The 19,892-nt window shown below is 72.9% G+C and carries 19 protein-coding genes and 2 pseudogenes; 11 read left to right on the top strand and 10 right to left on the bottom strand.

Annotation, left to right across the window (positions count from 1 at the left end):
* The first annotated feature begins 199 nt into the window (after window positions 1-199).
* On the top strand, window positions 200-1,027 hold the full coding sequence (locus DRB89_RS37690; RefSeq protein ID WP_162688899.1) for a hypothetical protein: 828 nt from the start codon (window positions 200-202) through the stop codon (window positions 1,025-1,027).
* A 55-nt stretch (window positions 1,028-1,082) separates the two neighbouring features.
* Here the strand turns inward: DRB89_RS37690 and DRB89_RS37685 are convergent, their stop codons facing one another.
* Entirely contained in the window at window positions 1,083-2,465 is a 1,383-nt protein-coding gene (locus tag DRB89_RS37685; protein ID WP_112448761.1) for a M12 family metallo-peptidase, read from the bottom strand.
* Between the two features lie 291 nt (window positions 2,466-2,756).
* Between DRB89_RS37685 and DRB89_RS43425 the strand changes: the two genes are divergently transcribed.
* Entirely contained in the window at window positions 2,757-2,900 is a 144-nt protein-coding gene (locus DRB89_RS43425) for a hypothetical protein (RefSeq protein ID WP_162688898.1), read from the top strand.
* Between the two features lie 334 nt (window positions 2,901-3,234).
* Here DRB89_RS43425 and DRB89_RS37670 read toward each other — a convergent pair whose 3' ends face one another.
* The 3 genes from DRB89_RS37670 to DRB89_RS37660 all read right to left on the bottom strand — a co-directional run bounded on the left by DRB89_RS37670 (window position 3,235) and on the right by DRB89_RS37660 (window position 6,613).
* Window positions 3,235-4,398 carry a DegT/DnrJ/EryC1/StrS family aminotransferase gene (locus DRB89_RS37670; protein ID WP_204357764.1) on the bottom strand — a complete coding sequence of 388 codons (1,164 nt, stop codon included), beginning with the start codon at window positions 4,396-4,398 and terminating at the stop codon, window positions 3,235-3,237.
* Entirely contained in the window at window positions 4,395-5,411 is a 1,017-nt protein-coding gene (locus DRB89_RS37665; protein WP_112449488.1) for an NAD-dependent epimerase/dehydratase family protein, read from the bottom strand. Before DRB89_RS37665 ends, DRB89_RS37670 begins: the two co-directional genes overlap by 4 nt.
* Window positions 5,412-5,512: 101 nt before the next feature.
* The gene (locus tag DRB89_RS37660) at window positions 5,513-6,613 is read right to left on the bottom strand and encodes a Gfo/Idh/MocA family oxidoreductase (RefSeq protein ID WP_239516571.1); all 1,101 of its coding nucleotides are present in this window, start codon (window positions 6,611-6,613) and stop codon (window positions 5,513-5,515) included.
* Window positions 6,614-7,020: 407 nt separating this feature from the next.
* On the opposite strand from DRB89_RS37660, the gene DRB89_RS37655 reads away from it, so the two are divergent.
* On the top strand, window positions 7,021-7,887 hold the full coding sequence (locus DRB89_RS37655) for a glycosyltransferase family 2 protein (RefSeq protein WP_112453540.1): 867 nt from the start codon (window positions 7,021-7,023) through the stop codon (window positions 7,885-7,887).
* A gap of 113 nt (window positions 7,888-8,000) precedes the next feature.
* Window positions 8,001-8,624 (top strand): annotated as a pseudogene (locus DRB89_RS37650) (MFS transporter); the annotation flags it as partial.
* 38 nt (window positions 8,625-8,662) lie between these two features.
* On the opposite strand, the pseudogene DRB89_RS45430 reads toward DRB89_RS37650, so the two are convergent.
* Window positions 8,663-8,818, bottom strand: a pseudogene (locus tag DRB89_RS45430) (MFS transporter); the annotation flags it as partial.
* Between the two features lie 391 nt (window positions 8,819-9,209).
* Window positions 9,210-9,434 (bottom strand): hypothetical protein, encoded by a 225-nt coding sequence (locus DRB89_RS43420; protein ID WP_162688412.1) that lies wholly within the window; start codon window positions 9,432-9,434, stop codon window positions 9,210-9,212.
* 235 nt (window positions 9,435-9,669) lie between these two features.
* Between DRB89_RS43420 and DRB89_RS37645 the strand changes: the two genes are divergently transcribed.
* Window positions 9,670-10,491 (top strand): polysaccharide deacetylase family protein, encoded by an 822-nt coding sequence (locus tag DRB89_RS37645; protein WP_112454267.1) that lies wholly within the window; start codon window positions 9,670-9,672, stop codon window positions 10,489-10,491.
* Between the two features lie 56 nt (window positions 10,492-10,547).
* Here the strand turns inward: DRB89_RS37645 and DRB89_RS37640 are convergent, their stop codons facing one another.
* Window positions 10,548-11,348 carry a serine hydrolase domain-containing protein gene (locus DRB89_RS37640; RefSeq protein ID WP_343234669.1) on the bottom strand — a complete coding sequence of 267 codons (801 nt, stop codon included), beginning with the start codon at window positions 11,346-11,348 and terminating at the stop codon, window positions 10,548-10,550.
* Between the two features lie 174 nt (window positions 11,349-11,522).
* Here DRB89_RS37640 and DRB89_RS37635 point away from each other — a divergent pair, with 174 nt between their 5' ends.
* On the top strand, window positions 11,523-12,152 hold the full coding sequence (locus DRB89_RS37635; RefSeq protein WP_112452529.1) for a hypothetical protein: 630 nt from the start codon (window positions 11,523-11,525) through the stop codon (window positions 12,150-12,152).
* Window positions 12,153-12,398: 246 nt separating this feature from the next.
* On the opposite strand, the gene DRB89_RS37630 is transcribed toward DRB89_RS37635, so the two are convergent.
* The 3 genes from DRB89_RS37630 to DRB89_RS37620 form a co-directional block, all read right to left on the bottom strand.
* Window positions 12,399-13,688 carry an extracellular solute-binding protein gene (locus DRB89_RS37630; protein ID WP_239516569.1) on the bottom strand — a complete coding sequence of 430 codons (1,290 nt, stop codon included), beginning with the start codon at window positions 13,686-13,688 and terminating at the stop codon, window positions 12,399-12,401.
* A gap of 275 nt (window positions 13,689-13,963) precedes the next feature.
* The gene (locus tag DRB89_RS37625) at window positions 13,964-14,581 is read right to left on the bottom strand and encodes an SMI1/KNR4 family protein (RefSeq protein ID WP_112452530.1); all 618 of its coding nucleotides are present in this window, start codon (window positions 14,579-14,581) and stop codon (window positions 13,964-13,966) included.
* 59 nt (window positions 14,582-14,640) lie between these two features.
* Window positions 14,641-14,967 (bottom strand): DUF192 domain-containing protein, encoded by a 327-nt coding sequence (locus DRB89_RS37620; protein ID WP_239516568.1) that lies wholly within the window; start codon window positions 14,965-14,967, stop codon window positions 14,641-14,643.
* Window positions 14,968-15,105: 138 nt separating this feature from the next.
* Between DRB89_RS37620 and DRB89_RS37615 the strand changes: the two genes are divergently transcribed.
* The 5 genes from DRB89_RS37615 (at window position 15,106) to DRB89_RS37595 (ending at window position 19,866) form a co-directional block, all read left to right on the top strand.
* A complete protein-coding gene (locus DRB89_RS37615; protein ID WP_112452535.1) occupies window positions 15,106-16,305 on the top strand; it encodes an MBL fold metallo-hydrolase in 1,200 nt (399 codons plus the stop codon).
* Window positions 16,306-16,606: 301 nt separating this feature from the next.
* Window positions 16,607-18,367, top strand: a complete 1,761-nt coding sequence (locus DRB89_RS37610; protein ID WP_112452536.1) for an ATP-binding protein — start codon at window positions 16,607-16,609, stop codon at window positions 18,365-18,367.
* A gap of 47 nt (window positions 18,368-18,414) precedes the next feature.
* On the top strand, window positions 18,415-18,849 hold the full coding sequence (locus DRB89_RS37605; RefSeq protein ID WP_112452537.1) for a roadblock/LC7 domain-containing protein: 435 nt from the start codon (window positions 18,415-18,417) through the stop codon (window positions 18,847-18,849).
* A 77-nt stretch (window positions 18,850-18,926) separates the two neighbouring features.
* Entirely contained in the window at window positions 18,927-19,271 is a 345-nt protein-coding gene (locus tag DRB89_RS37600) for a DUF742 domain-containing protein (RefSeq protein WP_239516567.1), read from the top strand.
* Window positions 19,249-19,866, top strand: coding sequence for an ATP/GTP-binding protein (locus DRB89_RS37595; protein ID WP_112452539.1), 618 nt, complete (start codon window positions 19,249-19,251; stop codon window positions 19,864-19,866). The genes DRB89_RS37600 and DRB89_RS37595 overlap by 23 nt, the downstream gene beginning before the upstream one ends.
* The last annotated feature ends 26 nt before the right edge of the window (window positions 19,867-19,892 follow it).

Genomic DNA, 19,892 nt, shown 5'->3' with positions numbered 1-19,892 from the left:
AGTGCGCGCACGAACGGTTCGTCCGCGGGGTCGCTTCCCCGCGATCGCCACCGTTTCCGCCGTTTCCGCCGCGTGTCTGCTGTGCGGGTACACGGATTCCGGCAAGGGGCCCGCCTCCGCGGCGGCCGTTCCGGTCTCCGCACAAGCGCGCGAGGGTTCCTGTGAGACCTCCCTGCCCGACAGCTTCTGGCGGGCGCCCGTGGACACCCTTCCCGTGCACCCGCGCTCCGCCCAGTACGTCTCCTCGATCGGTTCGGCGGAGCCCCTGCACCCGGACTTCGGTTCGGGGCTCATCGACGGCCGGCCCTTCGGCATTCCCATCACCGTTTCGGATACGACGGTGCCGGAATCGAAGGTCTCGCTGGACTACGCCGAGGAAAGCGATGCGTCCGGGTACCGGATCCCGCGGAACGCCAAGATCGAGAACGGTCCGGCGAGCGACCAGGACCGGCACGTCGTCGTCTGGGACCGCGTCCTGTGCAAATCGTACGAGCTCTGGAACGCGCAGCCGCAGGGCGACGACGCCTGGCACGCCGGCGGGGGCGCGATCTTCGACCTGCGGTCCCACCGGCTGCGGCCCGACGGCTGGACCTCGGCGGATGCCGCCGGCCTCGCCATCCTGCCCGGCCTGGTGCGCTACGACGAGGCGGCGGGCGGGCTGGTCGACCACGCGATCCGCATCACCGTGCCGCGCTCGGACCAGAGCTACATCTGGCCCGCACGGCACCAGGCGGGCTCCGCCGCGGACCCGTCGCTGCCGCCCATGGGGCTGCGGCTGCGCCTCAAGAGCTCGGTGGACACCTCGAACCTGGCCCCGCAGGCCAAGGCCGTGGCCGAGGCGCTCAAGAAGTACGGCGCCATCGTCGCGGACAACGGCTCGGCCTGGTACATCTCCGGTGAGGAGAACGCCGGCTGGGACAACTCCCAGCTCGACGGGCTCAAGGGATTCAAGGGCTCGGACTTCGAGGCGGTCGACGCGTCCGGCCTCCGGCAGTCGCCGGACTCGGGAGCCGTCACGCCGAGGTGAGGCCCGGCCCCCGCGCCCGCGCGGGATCGAGGAGGCCTCGGCCCCGGAACTCCCGTCAGGCCGGGAGGAAGACACCGCGCAGCGTGTGCGCGCGGTCCATGGTGACGTTGATCTGGGTGCGGGGGTCGTACTGGACGCCGTCGTAGAGCCAGGCGACGAGCCGGTAGCCGGTCTGCGGGCGGGCGGTGACGCCGACGACGGTGCCCGGCTTGTAGGGCCCGAAGACGGCGGGGCGGACCGTGCCGCCCTCGGTGGAGGACAGGGTGAGTGCGTGGCGGGTCTTGGCGGTGGCCAGGGTCCGGTAGCCGGCCACGATCGGGGTGGACAGGCGCGCGAGGCCCGCGTTGTTGTTGTTCGCGTCGCCCAGGGGCTGGCCGTTGACGGTGTTCTCGGTGTTGGAGTACTGGTTCACCGCGCTGCACTGCTTGAAGCAGGAGCTCGCGTACGCCATGAGGGTGTGGTGCTCCTCGTTCGGAGTGATCCACCCGGTCCCGTACGGGGTGTTGAGGCTGTTCATCCAACTGCCGTCGGGGACCTGGTGGTTCAGGGTTCGGCGGTCGTGCCACAGGCCGAGGTTGTGGCCGAGCTCGTGACCGAGGTTGTACCAGCCGGTCAGCGAGTCGAAGTCGACGACGGAGTAGGCGTCCTTGGAGTTGAAGATGCCGCGCTCGGGCAGGTTGCCCTGGCCGGAGGACTGGCCCGGATCGACCTTGTTCACGATGGTGAGCAGGTCCACCCCGTAGCGGCGGCGCAGATCGGCCGCGGTCGCTCCCAGGGCCGCATCCTGCGGGTTGTTCATCTTCGCGTGCATCACGGACGAGGTGTTGTCGCCCCGGTATTCCGTGTTGTACGTGCCGAGGATGTCGATGCTGGCGGGGATGTTGCTGTCGGCGAGCGCCTCGTTCATCTTCCGCTCGGCCCAGTGGATCGTGTTGATGACCTGCTGCTCGCCGCCGGCCTCGGTGACGGCCTTCGGGGTGTAGCCCGCGATGACGTCGATGATCACCGGGTTCTCGACCGTGGCCTCGACCCGGCCCTGGAGGTTGCGGCGCATGGCCGACGCGGAGGCCGGGTCGGTGGCCGGCTGGTCGGGCGCCCTGCGCGGACGGTGGTCGGGGTCCTCCTCGGTGGCGCGCAGCCGGGGCGGCTGGCCGGCGAGGGTCTCCAGGTGGTAGACGCGCTCGCCGAGGTCGGCGAGGACCTCCACGACGACGGGGCCGGGAGGCGTGCGGTCGGCGGCGCACACTCCGCGCATCGAGAGGACGACGCTGGTCTCGGGCCTGTCCTTGACGTGGCCGCTCCAGGTGAGCGTTCCCTGGTCGTCGTCGGTCCCCTCCTCGACCGCGGTGACGCGCAGGTCGTCGAAGAACTCGAAGGTGTGCTCGCGGGGCGCTCCGAACGGGGCCGGGGTGCACAGCGTGCGGAACTGGTCCGCCACGAGGGGGAAGGTGCGCTCGCGCAGCAGTTCCTTGCCGTCGCCCGCCGGGGAGGGGGCGCGGACGCTGGCGGACCCGATGGCTGTGGCGGGGCCGGCGGTTGTGCCCGTGACCGCGTCCGTGCCCGCGTCCGTGACCGAGTCCGTGACCGCGTCCGTGACCGAGTCCGTGGCTGGGCCGGTGCCGGTATCCGTGCCCGTGTCCGTGCCGGTGTCCGGGAGCCCAGCCGCACCCCGCCGCCGAGGCGGACCCCCGAGGCGAGGGTCGCGAAGTCCCCGACCGTGTCGTCGTAGGTGAGGACGACGTGCGGCATCACCGCCACGTGGGACCCCAGCCGTACGGCGGCGGTCAGCACGCAGTGCGCGAGCAGCACCGAGCCCGCGCCGAGCACCGAGGACGCGGAGACCGCCGCGGTGGGGTGGACCACCGTCGCGTAGCGGCTCTCGGGCAGGGCCAGGCGGCGCACCAGGCGGGCCCGCACCCCGTAGTCGCGCGGGCTGCCGACGCAGACCACCACCCGGGCGGCCGGCCTTGCGCGCGCCAGGTCGCAGCCGCCCAGCACCGGCGTGCCGTCGACGTCCCGGCCGTGCAGGGCCGGGTCGTCGTCCAGGTGGCCGGCGAGCCGCAGGCGCGGGGCGCGGCCCAGCCGCAGGTCCGCCGCGGCCGCGTCCCGTACGGCCTGGGCGGTCTCCCGGGCGAAGCCGCCCGCGCCGACGATCAGCAGGTCCTCGGTGTCCGGACCCGCCGCCCCGTCCCGTCCGCCCGGCCCGCTCATCCGCCGGCCCGTCCGCGCAGCGCCGCCACCACCCGGTCCTGCTGCTCGCGGGTCATCGTGTGGAACAGCGGCAGGATCAGCGAGTCGCGGCTGATCCGCTCGGTCACCGGCAGCGGTGCCGCCCCGTGCCCGGCGTAGGCCGGCTCCAGGTGCGAGGCCATGATCCCGCGCCGGGCCGAGATCCCGGCCTCGGCGAGCACGTCGAGCAGCTCGTCCCGGCCGACCGGGAAGTCCTCGGTCAGCAGCACCCAGTACGACTGGAAGTTGCCCTCGCCGTGACCGGGGTCCCGGACCGGGCGCAGGCCGGGGATCCCGGCGAGCAGTTCCCCGTAGCGGGCCGCCAGCTCGCGCCGGCGGGACACGATCGCGTCCAGCTTGCCCAGTTGCACCAGGCCGACCGCGGCCTGGATGTCGGTCATCCGGTAGTTGTAGCCGACTTCCAGGTAGCTCTCGGCGATCGGCTTGCTGCTCGCGTGGCGCTGCGCGGCGGACACGTTCATGCCGTGTTCGCGCAGGCGGCGCAGCCGCTCGGCCCACTCGGCGTCGTCGGTGGTCACCATGCCGCCCTCGCCGGTGGTGATCACCTTGCGGGGGTGGAAGGACCAGGCTGCCAGCAGGGCGCCCTGGCCGACCGACTTGCCGCCCACGGTCGCGCCGATGCCGCAGGCGGCGTCCTCCACCAGCGGGACGCCCCAGTCGGCGCAGGCCGCGCGCAGGGCGTGCACGTCCGCGGGCACCCCGCCCTGGTGGACGGCGAGCACGGCCTTGGTGCGCGGGGTGCGCACGGCGTCCACGGTGGCGGGGGTCAGGTTCCCGGTGGCTTCCTCGACGTCCGCGAACACCGGGTGCGCCCCGACGTAGCGCACCGCGTTGGCCGTGGCGATGAAGGACAGCGAGGGCACGACGACCTCGTCGCCCGGACCGAGGTCCAGTGCGATCAGCGCCAGGTGCAGCGCGGTGGTGCACGAGCTCACGGCGATGCCGTGCTCGGCGCCCACCCGCTCGGCGAAGGCCCGCTCGAACTCCGCGACCCTGGGGCCCTGGGCGACCCAGCCGGACAGGACCGCGTCGGCGGCCGCCCGGGCCTCCTCCTCGCCGAGCCACGGGATCATGACGGGGATCCGGGCGGGTCCGGCGGCGGGCTCGGTCGCGGCGCTCATCGGCCGGCCTCCGCGGCGGGGGCCTCGCCGGCGGCGGCAGCGGCGGCGTCCGCGGCGCGCTCGGCCCGCCACCAGTCCACCAGGTCGCGCAGCCCCGCGCGCAGGTCGATCCCGGCGGTGAAGCCGAGGCGCTCCGAGGCCGCCGAGGTGTCCGCGAGGCGGCGGGTCACCCCGTTCACGGCGCGGGCCGGTCCGTGCTCCGGCACCATGCCCTGCGCGTCCATGGCCTCCAGCAGGCCGTTCGCCAGGTCGAGGAGGCTGGTCTCGGACCCGCTCGCGACGTTGAACACCTCGTCGGTCAGGTCCGATTCGGCGGCCAGCAGGTTGGCCCGCGCGATGTCCCTGACGTGGACGAAGTCCATGGTCTGGGTGCCGTCGCCGAGGATCAGCGGCGGCTCGCCCGCGGCGATCCGCTCCATCCAGCGGATCAGCACCTCGGTGTACAGCCCGTGGATGTCCATCCGGGGGCCGTAGACGTTGAAGTAGCGCAGCGCGACGTAGTCCAGCCCGTACATCGCGTGGAAGCTGCGCAGCACACCCTCGTTGAAGGCCTTCGCGGCCCCGTAGAAGGTGTCGTTGTTGTACGCGTGGTGGCGCTCGGTGGTCGGGAAGGACTCCGCCATCCCGTAGACGGAGGCCGAGGACGAGGCGATGACCTTGCCCACCCCGGCGGCCGCGGCGGCCTCGAGCACGTTGAACGTGCCGTCGACCATCACCTCGTTCGCCAGCCGCGGCTCCTCCGCGCACTGGGTGATCCGGATCGCGGCGAGGTGGAAGACCAGATCGGCCCCCTCGGTCGCCTTGCGCACCGCGGCGACGTCGCGGATGTCGCCCTCGACCAGGTCCACCACTCCGCTGGGCAGGGCGCGGGCCAGGTTCGCGGTCCGCCCCCGCACGAAGTTGTCGAGCACGACGATCTCGCGCGCCCCGTTGTCCACCAGCAGGTCCACCAGGTGCGAGCCGATCGTGCCCGCTCCGCCGGTGACCAGAATCCTCTTGCCTCGTACGCTCAACGCCCTGCCCCTACTGAGTCGGTCATGGTGTTACCCGCCGTGCCCGCCGCCGCGCTGTGCGCGATTGCGGGCACGAGGACTTCGTGAACGGTGGACAGCGGTCAGCGCCCGGTGCGCAGTCCGACGACCGCGCCGCGGAACTCCAGGCTCCGGGAGGCTGCTTCGAGGATGTCGAGCACCTGCAGGCCCGCCCGGCCGTCGGTCAGCGGGCGCCGCCCGGTCCTGATCGAGGAGGCGAACTCCTCGACCATGGTGCGCAGGGCCTCCTTCTCGCCCAGCGCGGGAGCCACCATGTCGCCGGTCCGGTAGGAGACGAGCATGTCGCGGCGCTCGTCCGCGCCGATCTCCTGCGGTGCCGTCAGGTCCACGCCCCGGTCGAAGACCGCGACGCGCTGGGTGGGATTGAGGTCGTCCCACACCAGGGTCCGCTTGGAGCCGCCGACCATGGTGGTGCGGACCTTCACCGGAGACAGCCAGTTGACGTGCACGTGGGCGATGGCGCCGGTGTTGAGCTGCAGCGTCAGATAGGCCACGCAGGACTGGCCGGCGCCGATCGGGTCGGCGCCGTGCGCGGCGACGGCGACCGGGTGGACGTTCTCCGGGAGGATGAAGTCGAGGACCGAGAGGTCGTGGGGGGCCAGGTCCCACAGGACGTCGATGTCCTTCTGGACCAGCCCGAGGTTGATCCTGACGGAGTCCACGAACTGGATGTCGCCGAGCTCGCCGGAGCGGACCATGTCCCGGATGCGGGCCACCGCCGGGGTGTAGCAGTAGGTGTGGTCGCACATGAGGGTGAGGCCGCGCTCCTCGGCCTCGTTCACCAGGCGCAGCCCGTCCTCGTAGGTGGCGGCGAGGGGCTTCTCGACGAGGACGTGCTTGCCCGCGCGCAGGGCCGCCAGTGCCACGTCGAGGTGGGTGCCGGCCGGGGTGGCCACGGCGACGGCGTCGACGGCCGGGTCGGCGAGGACCGCAGCGTAGTCGGAAGTGGCCTGGACGGTGGAGTAGCCGCCCAGCACCTGGCGGGCCCGGTCTACGTTCAGGTCGCAGAGCCAGCGCAGCCGGAACTCCGGGCTGGACTGGAAGTTGCGGACCAGGTTGGGGCCCCAGTAGCCCGCGCCGACGACGGCTACGCCTAACGGCTCCGCCTGCCCCCCGCCTGCGGCTCCGGCGCCCCGCCCCACGTCCTTCGCGGTGTCCTTCACAGCGTTCCCTTTCCTTCCGCGCACGCCCGTAGGCGTGTCGACGACCCATGGCCGGGACGCGTGCGAAGGAAGGAGGTGCCGTCGACGGCAGGCCGGGCCGCCTGCGCGACCCGTGTCCGACCCGCCCGACGACGATGGCCCCCACGACCGATGCCGTACGTGTTGCACGTACTTCCGCCCCCCGGCCGTCCGGCACCCCTCGCGCCGGTCCGGCCCCGGGCAGGCGGCCTGTTCCCCCAAGCCGCCGTACCCGTCCCTGACTCAACTTCCCTGCACCGATCGGACCATGGCGTCGCCGAAGCACGCCGAATCCGGTCGGCTGCGTTCAATCTAGACCACCGGGCGTACCCCCGGGGAGACTTGGAGGAAACGGTCGGTACGGGCGTTCGGCCGTGCATACTTCCGGGGTGACCAGCATCGTGATCCCGGCCCACAACGAGGGCCGGGTCATCGGCCGGCTCCTCGACGCGCTCCTGGCCGAAGCCCCGGCTTCCGGGCCCGACATCGTCGTGGTGTGCAACGGCTGTACGGACGACACCGCCGCGGTGGCGGGCGCGCGCGGTCCCCGCGTACGCGTGGTGGAGATCCCGACTCCCTCCAAACACCGGGCACTTCGGGTCGGCGACGAACACGCGCGGGGCTTCCCCCGGCTGTACGTGGACGCCGACGTCGAGGTCGGGGCCGCCGACGTACGGGTGCTGGCGGGCGCCCTCGCCGACCGTCCGGAGCTGCTCGCCGCGGCCCCCGGGCGCGACATCCCCCTGACCGGCTGCGCCTGGCCGGTCCGGGCCTACTACCGGGTCTGGCAGCGGCTGCCGGCCGTCCGCGAGGGCCTGTTCGGGCGCGGGGTCATCGCGGTGTCCGAACCGGGCCACGCGCGGATCGCCGCCCTGCCCCCGCTGATGGCGGACGACCTCGCCGCCTCCCTCGCCTTCGCGCCGGGAGAGCGCAGCGTGGTCGAGGCGGCCCGGGTCGTGGTGCACCCGCCGCGCACCTGGTCGGACCTGGTCAAACGGCGGGTCCGGGCGGCGACTTCGTCCGCCGAGCTGGAGCGCTTCCAGGCCGCGGAGCCCGCCGGGGCGGCCTCGTCCGTACCGTCCGCGCGGACCGGTACGGGAGACCTGCGCGCCCTGCTCCGGGCCCAGCCGCGGCTGCTCCCCGGGGTCGTGGTGTTCGTCGTGGCGGCCCTCGCGGCCCGCCGGGGCGCCCGCAAGGCCATCCGGACCGGGGACTTCTCCACCTGGCTGCGCGACGAGAGCAGCCGGCAGGGCTGAAGCCGGCCACCGGCCGAATCGGGCCGTACACCGTCCAGTTGGCCCGTACAACCATTAGGGTGCCACTCGTACGCACGAGTGACTCAGACCGTCTGCACCGGGAGCTCGAGAGCATGTACCTCGCGGACCGCTCCGCGCCGGCGGGCGCGAAGACCGCACCGGACGGCAGCCCCGTCCGGGCCCCCGCCGTCGCCTCGGCCGTCCTCGCACTGGGTGCGGTCAGCCTGATCACCGACATCTCCTCGGAGATGGTCACCGCCGTCCTGCCGCTCTACCTGGTCGCCGGACTGGGCCTGAGCCCGCTGGGCTTCGGTGCGCTCGACGGCCTGTACAACGGGGTCAGCGCGCTGGTGCAGCTGACCGGCGGCCACCTCGCCGACCGGATCCGCAACCACAAGCTGATCGCCGGGATCGGCTACGGCCTGTCCGCGCTGTGCAAACCGCTGCTGCTGCTCGCCCACAGCCTCGGCCCGATCAGCGTGGTCCTCGCCCTGGAACGCACCGGCAAGGGCCTGCGCACTGCCCCGCGCGACGCGCTCATCTCCCTTTCCACGCCTGCCGAGTTGCAAGGCCGCGCCTTCGGCGTGCACCGCGCCATGGACACCACCGGGGCGCTGCTCGGCCCCCTCGCCGCCTTCTTCATCCTGAGCGTCACGGTCGACGGGTACGACGCCGTGTTCGGGGTCAGCGCCTGCATCGCCGCACTCGGCGTCGTGGTGCTCGTGCTCTTCGTCCCCTCCGGCGCGGACCCGGGCGCAGCCGGCACACCCGCGGGCCCGGCCCCCGCGGCGGCGGCGCCGAGGCGCCCGCCCAGGCTGTAGGCCGCGTGGAACCCCAGCATGATGCTTCGCCCGTACGCGGCCTGCAGGCTCACGCCGAGCATGTTCATCGACGCGTCGAGCGCGCCCACGAACAGCCCGAACGCCCCGAGCGGCCGTCCGCCCCGCCCCGTTCGCTTCACTTCGGCTCACTTCGGCTCACTTCAGCGCCGACCCCTGCTGCCAGTCCGCCCAGGACAGGTTCCACTCGCCGAAGCCGTTCCCGGCGGCCACCGTCTCCTTGCCGTCCGTCACCTCGAAGACGTCGCCGACCTGCACCAGGTCGTAGAACCACGCCGCGTCCGCCGCCTCTTCAGGCCGATGCAGCCGTGGCTCTTGTTCGCCGAGCCGATGTGGCCCTCCGCCCACTCGGCCTGGTGCGCGTACGTGCCCGAGACCGTCAGAATGGTCCCCTCCTTGCCCATGAGGGGCATCTTCCCGCTCCAGGTCGGGGTGCTCGCCGGATCGCCCGCCGTGATCGGGACCGACTTCACCACCGCGCCGTCACGCTCCAGCGTCAGCGGGTGCCGGGCGATGTCCACCTTGGCCAACCGGCTTCCCGTCAGGTCCGGTCACGGTCACCGCCGTCAGGGTGCCGTGCTCCACCCGCGCCCCGACCGCCCCGTCCGGCTTGACGTCCCGCGCTCCGTCGGCCGGCAGGAGGCTCACCGCGACCGACAGCGCGAGCAGGGCGAGCAGCGGGACCGCAGGGGTGTGTGCCTTGCGCATGGGTGAGTGAACCTCCAGGGAGAGCCGGGGTCTTCAGCCCGGGATGCCCGGGAGGAGGCCGCCCCGATCGCCCGTGGTTTCAGCCGGGACGGAATTCGGGACGATCAAGGAGCAAAGTCATCCAACATGAAATTTATGGGCCATTCGGCTGGAACCCCTCATCGGCGCCTGACGTCCTGACCAGTGCGAGCTCACAAGGCGGACGTCGAATGGGGAGTTGAGACACATGGGGTTCATGGCGCGCACGCACATGCAGGGCATGCGGACACGGCTGGCCGTCGCCGGGGCGGCCGCGGCGGTGGCCGCGACGGTGTGGGGAGTGACGACGATCGTCGATCCGTCCCCCGACACGGGCCACGAGAACGCCTCCCGGCAGAGCGACGACCCCGCGCAGGGCGGCGGCGCCGACCCCCAGGCGCCCGGGAACCCGGGCCAGGTCCCGGACGGCATAGCCCACGCCTCGGAGGCCGGCGGGAACGCGGTCAACATCACCATCGACGACGGGCCCGACCCCAAGTGGACGCCGAAGGTGCTGGAGGTCCTCGCGAAGTACGACGTGAAGGCGACCTTCTGCATGATCGGCCCGCAGGCCAAGGCCCACCCGGACCTGGTCAAGAAGGTCGTCGCGGCCGGCCACCGGCTCTGCGACCACACCATGGACCACGACACGACGATGGACAAGAAGCCCCTCGACTACCAGCGCCGGCAGATCCTCGACGCGAAGAAGCTGATCGAGGACGCGGCGGGAGGCGGGGCCAAGGTGGAGTACTACCGGGCCCCCGGCGGTGCGTTCACGCCCGAGAGCAGGGCCCTGGCCGCTGCCGACGGCATGCGTCCGCTGGGCTGGAACATCGACAGCAAGGACTTCGAGAAGGCCGGGGCCGCGAAGATCGCCAACACGGTCAAGAGCGAGATCAAGAACGGTCCGACCGTCCTGTTCCACGACGGCGGCGGCAACCGCACCCAGACCGTCGAGGCCCTCGACCAAGTCCTGGCCTGGCTGAAGGAGCAGGGCCGGCCCACCGGCTTCCCGGTGGTCACCGGCCCCAGCGCCTGAGCGTCGCCCTCGGCCCGGACTGCCTTCGGCCCGGACCGCTCTCAGCCCGGACCGCCCTACCCTCGGGCCGCCCTGCCCCCGGACCGCCCTACCCCCGGGCCGCCTTGAGGACCGCCGCCGTCAGCGGGCCGTTCTCCGCGGCGGCCCCGCCCGGGAAGGCGAAGCGGCGCCGCGTGTAGCCGTACGCGGTCCCCGTCACCGGGTCGGCGAAGCCCTGGGCGCCCGCCGCGCCCGAGTGCCCGAAGGCCTCCGGGCCCCGGCGGATCGCGGTGCAGGTCGAAGGCCACCGCCAGCAGCTCCGGAGCCGTTGCCGCGAGCTCCGCGCCCTCGGCCTCCTGCTCCGGCGTCGGAACCATGTCCAGGACCGGCCGCCAGCGCCCTTCCAGCTGACACGGCGGCAGTCCCAGGTACAGGTCCAGCCCGAACGGCGCGCGGATCCGCTCCTCGGAGACCTCCTGGATCGAGCGCCCCGTCGCCCGGCGCGCGACCTCGCCGGTCAGCGCGCCGATCACGTAGGCGTGGTAGCCGTACGCCGTCCCGGGCTCCCAGTGCGGCCGCTGCCCGGCCGGCCGCGCCGCGAGCAGCGCGTCGTCCGCGAGCTCCTCGTAGTCGAAGCCCTCGGCGGTGTTGACCAGTCCGGACTGGTGCGCGACCAACTGCCGCACCGTCAGCCGCTCCTTGCCGCCCCCGGTGAACTCCGGCCGGTACGCCGACGCCTCCGGAGGGATCCGCTCGCCGGCCACGAAGGCCACGAAGGCCACGAAGGCCACGAAGGCCTCGAAGGCCACGAAGGCCTCGAGCTCCTCGCGCACCGGCTCCCAGCCCGCCGCCACCGTGCCGTCCACGTCCACCGCCATCGTCGTCCCCCCGGTCCGGCCGGTGCTGCCGAACGGCTTCCGCGCACGCCAACACGCGGCCCGCGGGCAGGGGTTCCGGACGCGCGCGGGGTCGCGCCCGCGCACCGGTTCTCGTACGGGTGAAAGCGCGCCCGGCGTCGTTCCGGCCCGCCGCGGGACCCCGTTGGTCCGGGCATGAAGCGCACCCGCACCGCCGCTCTCGCCCTCGCCGCCGCCGCGGCGGCCCTCGCCCCCGTCCTCTGCCAGGGAGCCGCCACCGCCGCGGACGGCACGGCGTTCCTCCAGGACCCGAGCGGAGGGGAGAAGGCGATGAAGTCGATGTGGACCAAGGACGACATGCACAAGGTGGAGGCGCAGTTCCGCTTCCAGCCCGGCATCCGGTACAAGACGGTGGACCGGCCCGGACCCAAGGGCGCGGAGGACTACCACCGCCAGGTCCCCGACCCGAAGACCCTGGCCTGGGAGCCGGGGTACGAGTTCGCGTGGTCGGTCGCGGACTCGCAGGGGGTGAAGAAGGTGCTGACCACCAAGGACGGCAAGCACCCGATCGTCGTGCACGCGGTGCTGCGGAGCGCGAACCGCGCCAAGGCCGCCGAGGTGCACCAGGAGCTGGTCAACCGGCCGGCGACGGGCCGTACGAAGGTTCCGGGCGGCAAGCGCATCGCGTGTGACACCGGGAAGTACACGGTGGAGTGGTCGGTCACGCGCACCGGCTACGGCACCCTCACGGGGTCCCTGGCCTGGGACTCCAGCTGCCAGGAGTACCGCACGGCGTTCAGCCCGCAGAACCAGGGCGCCAGCTGATGCGGTGAGGGGAAGGGGTGGGCCTGCCGCCCCGCGCACCTTGTGGGTGCGCGGCGGGGCGACGGGGCCGCGGCCTCGGATCGAAGCCGTACCAGCCATGATGCCGCGTGGGGTGGGGTGCGGCAGGGGGCGGAAGTCCCGTGTCGGCAGGGCCGTTCGGCGGAAGTTCCGGGCGCACGCGCCTTGAGTTCCGGGCCGCACGCACCTGGAGTTCCGGGCGCTGCGGGAGTTCCGGGCGCTGTGGGGTCAGCGCTTCTTGGCTTCGGTCGCCTTCGCGGCGATCTCCTCCAGCACGGCCTTCGGGTCGCCGCCGGGGTCCACGGCCCGCCCGATGTTGCGCTTGATGGTGTCGCTGACCGTCACCCAGGACGGGTCGTTGACCGGGTAGAGCTGGGCGCTGCGCAGGGCCGTCAGGAACTCGGCGTCGCTCTTGTCCATGCCGCCGCTGCCGGCCAGCGTGCGGGAGGCGGAGACGGTGGACGGCAGCAGGTGGTAGCGGCCGGCGAAGTCCGCGAGGTTCTTGTCCTGGTAGACGAAGTCCAGGAACTTGCCGATCTCGGCGCGGTGGTCGTGCTGCTTGAACGCCACCATCCAGTCGGCCACGCCGACGGCCGGCGGGCTCTCGCCGGTGCCGATCGTGTCGTTGACGGGCATCGCGACGGTCCGGACCTCGATGCCCTTGGCGCGCGCCTCGTGGGTGAGCGAGGGGTAGCCGTTGAGCATGCCGACCTCGCCCCGCGTGAAGGCGGCGAAGGCGTCGGCACGGTTGAGCTGGGACGGCGGGGTGGGGCCGAGCAGGCCGGGGCCGACCAGGTTCTCCTTGATCCACTTGAAGGTCTGGATGTTCTGGTCGGAGGCCAGGCTGTAGTTGCCGCTGCTGTCGGCGTAGCCGCCGCCGTTGCTGAGCTCCCAGATCATCGCCTCGGCGTGCGCCTCCTCGGGGCCCAGGGGCATGGCGTACGGGTACTTCACGCCCTTGTCCTTGAGTGCCTTGGCGGCGGCCTTGAGGTCCGCCCAGGTCTTGGGGGTCTCCTTGACGCCGGCCTGCTTGAACAGGGTCTCGTTGATGAAGAGCAGGCGGCTGCTCGCGACGAAGGGCAGGCCGTAGAGGGTGTTGCGGACGGAGCCGGCCTCGGCGAGGGGCTGCAGGAAGTTCGCCTCGGCGGTGACCGAGAGGAGTTCGTCCGCGGAATAGAGCTTGCCCTGCGCCGCGAAGTCCGAGTAAGAACCCATGAGGGCCATGTCCGGCGCGTTCCCGGCCTTCACCATGCGGGAGACTTCACGGTCGATGTCGGCCCACGGAAGCAGCTGGACCTGAACCTTGATGCCCGGGTTCGCGACGGTGAAATCCGCCGTCACCTTGTCCCAGAACTCCTTGGAACTGTTGGCCGAACCGTCGCCGTATTCGGCGGCGACGAGGCGGAGCGTGCCGCCGTCACCTGCGTCGCTTCCGTCCGAGCCGCCGCATCCGGCCAGCGTTGTCAGCAGACCGAGCACGACCGTGGTGGCGGCCGTGCCGAAGATTCTTCGTCGCACGGGTGTATTCCCCTGATTTTCTTTTGCGTCGCGTTATTACTTATGGGTTGCTCCGGGCTGTGCTGTCCCTCCATGGCCCGTTGGCCGGAATTCTCTCCTGTGGGAGGCCGTCTTGTTCCATTGGGTCGGCACTTGTGGTCAATGCTCCAAGTGCGGCATTTCAGAATGGTGTTTTCCGATATGTGATCAACAATTCGGACGCGCGTAGACATGGCGAAACGCCCGTTTCCGGCCACGGAACGGGTTGGGGGAGGGGGACCGGCCGCGCGGCGGCGTCAGTCGGAGAAGTCGCCCGCGTAGGGGTCGGGCTCGCCCGTTTCGGGGTTGCGGCCCTCCTGCCAGCGCCGCTGGGCCTTGCGCCAGTGCACGAAGCTGAGGTGGCCGCCGTCCCAGAAGGTGATGCTGACCGGGCTCATGTCGAACTCGTCGGAGCACAGGCGGTACAGGAACTCGCCCATGCCGTACGGGTACACCGCGAAGGAGTCGGCGGTGTGGCGCCCGACCACCAGGACGGGCCAGCGGTCCGGGTCGGCATCGGTCGTCAGCCAGCACAGGATGTCGGAGCCGCCCGTGACGCCCCAGGCGACGATCGACTCGGGGTCCACGTCGAAGGCGGCCCGGCCGCCCTCGGACTCCCAGACCTGGCGGGCGTTGGCGGTCTCCTCCGCCATCTGCGCCGGGTCCCACTGGAGCCCCGGCTTGGGCAGCGGCAGCAGCACGCTCGCCTCGCCGTTGATCGAGCCCGCGCCGAAGCGGCCCATGAAGGCGATGAAGTCGGCGGGGAAACGGCTGCCCCAGACGGCCTCGGCCGCCTGCCAGTCGATGTCCTCGTCCGTGCCGTGAGTCGCCGGCATGATCTGCTCCAGCGCCTTGATGTGCGCGTTCTCCGTCATGCCGCTCCCCTGCCACCCCAGCTCAACCGCCCCAACCTACCGCCGGTCAGGGGCAGCGCCTAGCGTCGGTCGAGACGGAGCCGCAGCACGGACCCCACGCGCAGCCCCCAGGCGGCCATGGCGCCGGCCTCGGCCTCCAGGACGTGGCGGGCGCGCAGCCGGGGGAGTCCGAGGCGTCCGGGGGGCATGGTGGTCAGCGCGACGACCCTGAGCCGGCGGTCCAGGTAGGCCACGTCGATGGCGAAGCGCATCCGGAAGGTGTGCACGCTCGCGGCCGGGGTGAGGAGCATCGCCCCCTCGATCCCGTCCCGCCCGAGCAGCCCCCGGGTCCGGGCCGCGTCTGGGCGTCTTCTTGTATACTTTTCCCAGCCCACGAGAACGGACAAGACAGGGCGGGGAGAGGGCGCGCGGGGCGGCTTCGGGGGGCCGGAACGGCCGGAACGGAATCCTTCGGGTGTGCCACGCGTTGGGAAGGTGGTAACCCATGAGTACGCACTGCCCGCACCCCCCACACTGGAGGCGCCTTGACCGGCTCCCGTCCCTTGCGTCCACGGCTGCGCGCCCTGCGGCCCGAAGCCTTCGGCGCGGACCCGTCCGGTGCCCGGCTGGAGCGGATCCGGCGTTCGCCGAACTTCGCCGAGGGCGTGTTCCAGAACCCGGTGGGGGCCCGGACCAGACCCTCCGGGTCGATGGCCGAGTTCGCCAAGATCTACTTCCACAAGGAGCAGCGGCTCCGACGCAACCCCGGCGCGCCCATCCCGGTCTACCCGACGACGCTCGCCGAGCTGGCGAAGCCGCCGGCGAGCGGACTGCGGGTGACCTGGATGGGGCACTCCAGCGTGCTCGTCGAGATCGACGGGCGCCGGGTCCTCTTCGATCCGGTCTGGGGCGAGCGGTGCTCCCCCTTCCCCTTCGCCGGGCCCAAGCGGCTGCATCCGGTGCCGGTGCCGCTGGCCTCGCTGGGCGACGTCGACGTCGTGGTGATCTCGCACGACCACTACGACCACCTCGACCTGCCGACGATCAAGCAGCTGGCCGGCACGGACACCGTCTTCGCCGTGCCGCTCGGCGTCGGAGCGCACTTGGAGCGCTGGGGCGTCCCGGCGGACCGGCTGCGCGAGCTCGACTGGAACGAGACCACCAAGGTGGCCGGGCTCTCGCTCACGGCCACCCCGGCCCGCCACTTCTGCGGCCGCGGCCTGCGCAACCAGCAGTTCACGCTCTGGGCTTCGTGGGTCGTCGCGGGGGACGAGCACCGGGTGTTCCACAGCGGTGACACCGGGTACTTCCCCGGGTTCGGGGAGATCGGCGCGGAGCACGGGCCGTTCGACGCGACGATGATCCAGATCGGGGCGTACAGCGAGTACTGGCCCGACATCCACATGACGCCGGAGGAGGGCATGCGCGCCCACCTCGACCTCCAGGGCGGCACACCGCACGGCACGATGCTGCCGATCCACTGGGGCACCTTCAACCTGGCCCCGCACCCGTGGGACGAGCCCGGCGAGGGCACGGTGGCCGCGGCCGAGGGGGCCGGGGCCGCGATCGCGCTGCCGGTGCCGGGCCAGCCGTTCGAGCCGGGCGCGGCGGACGCGCCGGCTTCGCCGTGGTGGCGGCCCTTCGTGGCCGGGGGCGGGATCCGGCCGGCGGCGGACGTACGGATCGAACTGCCCGGGCGGGTCCGCGGCGAAACGCGTGAGGAGCCGGAGGCGGTCGGCTCCTAGTGCCGGTGCCGGTGCCGCGTGCCGTCGGGGGCGCCCGGCGGTGAGCCGCAGGGAGTGGGCGGGGAGCGTGGGGCGCCCGGGGCCGGTGGTGCGCACCCGGGCGACCCGGGGTGCGCCGGAGTGTGCGCACCCGGCGCATTCGGGCTTGCGTGCGAGCGCTCCATCGGGAGCGGGAAGCACCCGGGCGAAGTTCCCCAACTGCCCGTCGTGGGCGGCAGCGAGCGGTCTAGCGTGGGTATCCGGTGATCAACACCGGATCCCGGTACGCCCGGGGGCCGGGCCCCACTGACCGAGGACGCCGATGTCCGGACTCCGCGCCGCCCGCCACTCCCCGTCGAGACACGCCGTCACCGGTCCCAGCCGGCAGATACGCCCCCAGCTCGTCCGCGCCGCCGTGCTGCCGACCCTGGCCGCCGGGCTCAGCGGCGCCGCCGCGGTGATCTTCACGCTCCAGCTCGGCGGCGGCGAGGGGTCCCGGGACACCCGGCTGTGGCCGGTGCTCGCCGGCTGCGCCCTGCTCGTCGTCGGAGCGCTCGCGGCCGCCCTGCTCGGTGCCCAGCGCGGAGCCAAGACCGTCCGCGACCGCTGCGAGGCACTGCGCCGCTCCAGCGTGCGCGGCCGCCAGGAGCTGCGCACCGCCGCCGACCGGCTGGAGCGGGGCGAGCTGCCCGCCCTGCCCGTGCGCGGCACGGGGTCCCTGCCGTCCTTCGGGTCGCACGCGGGCGTGGACGAGTTCTGGCTGCTCTCCCAGGAGTTGCGCGGGGCCAGGGAACAGGCCCACGCGACGCTGGTCCGGCTCGGCGCTCCCGTCGCCCCCACCGACAGCGACCGCAAGGTCGAGGTCTTCGTCAACCTCGCGCGCCGCCTGCAGTCCCTCGTGCACCGGGAGATCTCGCTGCTCGACGACCTGGAGGACACGGTCGAGGACCCGGACCTGCTCAAGGAGCTCTTCCACGTCGACCACCTCGCCACCCGGATCCGCCGGCACGCCGAGAACCTCGCGGTCCTCGGCGGTGCAGCCTCGCGCCGGCAGTGGACCCGGCCCATCGACCTGAGCGAGGTGCTGCGCTCGTCCGTCGCGGAGGTCGAGCAGTACACCCGGGTCAAGGTGGTGCCCCCGGCGGGCGGCACCGTACGCGGCCACGCCGTCGCCGACGTCGTGCACCTGCTGGCCGAACTCGTCGAGAACGCAACGGTGTTCTCCGCCCCCGACACCGATGTCGTGGTGCGCGCGGAGCGGGTCACGGCCGGGATCGCGGTCGAGGTGGAGGACCGGGGCCTCGGCATGCCGCCCGAGGAGGCGCACCGGATGAACGCCCTGCTCGGCGACCCCGACCAGATCAGCGTCCGGCACCTGCTGGCGGACGGGCGGATCGGCCTGTTCGTCGTCTCCGCGCTGGCCCGCCGGCACGGGATCGCCGTCGAGCTCAAGTCCAACATCTACGGCGGCGTGCTCGCCGTACTGGTCCTGCCGCAGGAGCTGTTGGGGGCGGAGGCACCGAGTGCGGCCGATGCCCTGGGCGGATCCCGGGCGACCTCGTGGGGGACCGGCGAGGGGGCGGGCGCGCCGCCTCTGGAGCCGGTGCGCGTGAGCCTGCCCGGGGCGGAGTCTTCCTGCGCTCCACCGGCCGTGCCGGGATGGGCCGTTGGTACGCCGGGCACCGTGCCCCGTACGACATCGCCCGCCGGGGAGGCGGCGCGGACGCTGGCGGCCCCGATGGCTGTGGCGGTGCCGGCGGTTGTGCCCGTGACCGCGTCCGTGCCCGCGTCCGTGACCGAGTCCGTGACCGCGTCCGTGACCGAGTCCGTGGCTGGGCCGGTGCCGGTATCCGTGCCCGTGTCCGTGCCGGTGTCCGGGTCCGTGCCGGCCGCCCGGGTCGGTGAGGAGCGGCCGCCGCTGCCCCGGCGGCGGGCGCAGGAGCACCTCGCGCACCAACTGCGCGAGGCCCCCGCACCCCGGCCGGCCGACGACGCGCGCGCGGAGCGGCCCGTGCACGACCCCGGCCTGATGGCCGCCTTCCAACGGGGCTTCGGCCTCGCCCAGTCGGAGCACCAGACGTGACCCCGGCCTCTCACCCGAATCACCCGAAAGCTAAGGAGCGCACCCCCATGGGCGGCGAAGTGGCGACCACGACCAGTCGGCTCTCGGATCTCGACTGGCTGCTCAGCGGCCTGGTCCAGCGGGTGCCGTACACGCGCAGCGCGGTGCTGCTGACCGCCGACGGGCTCGTCACGTGCGTCCACGGGCTCGACGCCGACAGCGCCGACCACCTGGCCGCGCTGGCCTCCGGGCTGTACTCGCTCGGGCGCAGCGCCGGTTCCCGGTTCGCGGACGGAGCCGAGGTCCGCCAGGTGGTGGTCGAGCTCGACACCGCCCTCGTCTTCGTGTCGGCGGCCGGATCCGGCACCTGCCTCGCGGTGTTGGCGGACCGGGAGGCCGACGCGGGCGTACTCGGCTACGAGATGGCGATGCTGGTCAAGAGCGTGCGCCCGTACCTGGCGGCCCCGCCGAGGCGGCCCGCCGCCGCCGACGCGGAGCGATGAGGGCGCGCACGAGGGGGGCACCGGAGGCGGGGGCGCCGCGTGACACACCGTGGCTGGACGATTCGGCGGGCCGTGTGATGCGCCCGTACACGGCGAGCGGCGGGCGGACCCGACCGGCCGTCGCGCTCGACCTGCTGTCGCTGGTGACGGCAACCGGCGTGCGCCCGCGCGGGCCGCTGGGCGCGGAGCACGCGCTCGCGCTCCGGATGTGCGCGGGCGCGGCGGCGGTGACCGTCGCCGAGGTGGCGGGGCACCTGCGGCTGCCCGCGGTCGTGGTCAAGGTGCTGCTGTCCGACCTGATGGAGCACGGGGCCGTGACCGTGCGGGCGCCGCGCTTCCCGAGCCCGGGCGCCGGCTCGTTCGCCGACGACGACCAGTCCCTGCTCCGGGCGGTGCTCGATGGCCTGCGCAAACGGCTCTGAGGCACCCGCCCACGAGGCCCCCGCGACCTTGAAGATCCTGGTCGCGGGCGGTTTCGGGGCGGGCAAGACCACCTTCGTGGGGGCGGTGAGCGAGATCGAGCCGCTGAGCACCGAGGAACTGCTCAGCGGGTTGAGCGAGGCCGCCGACCCGCTGGACGGCATCGAGGCGAAGACGTCCACGACCGTGGCGCTGGACTTCGGCAGGATCACGCTGGACGGGCGGCACGTGCTCTACCTCTTCGGCACGCCCGGCCAGCAGCGCTTCTGGTTCCTGTGGGAGGAGCTGTGCGCGGGCGCGCTGGGGGCGGTGGTGCTCGCCGACACGCGCCGCCTCGCCGACTGCTTCCCCGCCGTGGACTTCTTCGAGCGGCGCGGGATCGGCTTCGTCCTCGCCGTCAACGAGTTCGACGGCGGCCACCGCTACGGCGCCGACGAGGTGCGCGAGGCGGTGGGGCTCGGGCCGGACGTGCCCGTCGTACGGTGCGACGCGCGACTGCCGAGCTCCGGCACGGGGGCGCTGGCCGCCCTCGTCCACCACCTGCTGTCGGCGGCGGAGCCTGCGGCGCACGCCAGGTCCGCGAAGTATCCGGAGTGACGGGATCCGAACGGAATTCGGGGGAG

This window comes from Streptomyces sp. ICC4, from assembly GCF_003287915.1.
GTDB lineage: Bacteria > Actinomycetota > Actinomycetes > Streptomycetales > Streptomycetaceae > Streptomyces > Streptomyces tritrimontium.
Note: the sequence above shows the minus strand (reverse complement) of the source record. Positions and strands in the feature narration are given on the sequence as shown.

Coding starts and splice junctions, on each gene's coding strand:
- DRB89_RS37670 (WP_204357764.1), bottom strand. CDS start 4,398: ATGAGCGCCGCGACCGAGCCCGCCGCCGGACCCGCCCGGATCCCCGTC.
- DRB89_RS43420 (WP_162688412.1), bottom strand. CDS start 9,434: ATGCGCAAGGCACACACCCCTGCGGTCCCGCTGCTCGCCCTGCTCGCG.
- DRB89_RS37645 (WP_112454267.1), top strand. CDS start 9,670: ATGGCGCGCACGCACATGCAGGGCATGCGGACACGGCTGGCCGTCGCC.
- DRB89_RS37640 (WP_343234669.1), bottom strand. CDS start 11,348: ATGGCGGTGGACGTGGACGGCACGGTGGCGGCGGGCTGGGAGCCGGTG.
- DRB89_RS37635 (WP_112452529.1), top strand. CDS start 11,523: ATGAAGCGCACCCGCACCGCCGCTCTCGCCCTCGCCGCCGCCGCGGCG.
- DRB89_RS37625 (WP_112452530.1), bottom strand. CDS start 14,581: ATGACGGAGAACGCGCACATCAAGGCGCTGGAGCAGATCATGCCGGCG.
- DRB89_RS37610 (WP_112452536.1), top strand. CDS start 16,607: ATGTCCGGACTCCGCGCCGCCCGCCACTCCCCGTCGAGACACGCCGTC.
- DRB89_RS37605 (WP_112452537.1), top strand. CDS start 18,415: ATGGGCGGCGAAGTGGCGACCACGACCAGTCGGCTCTCGGATCTCGAC.
- DRB89_RS37600 (WP_239516567.1), top strand. CDS start 18,927: ATGCGCCCGTACACGGCGAGCGGCGGGCGGACCCGACCGGCCGTCGCG.
- DRB89_RS37595 (WP_112452539.1), top strand. CDS start 19,249: ATGGCCTGCGCAAACGGCTCTGAGGCACCCGCCCACGAGGCCCCCGCG.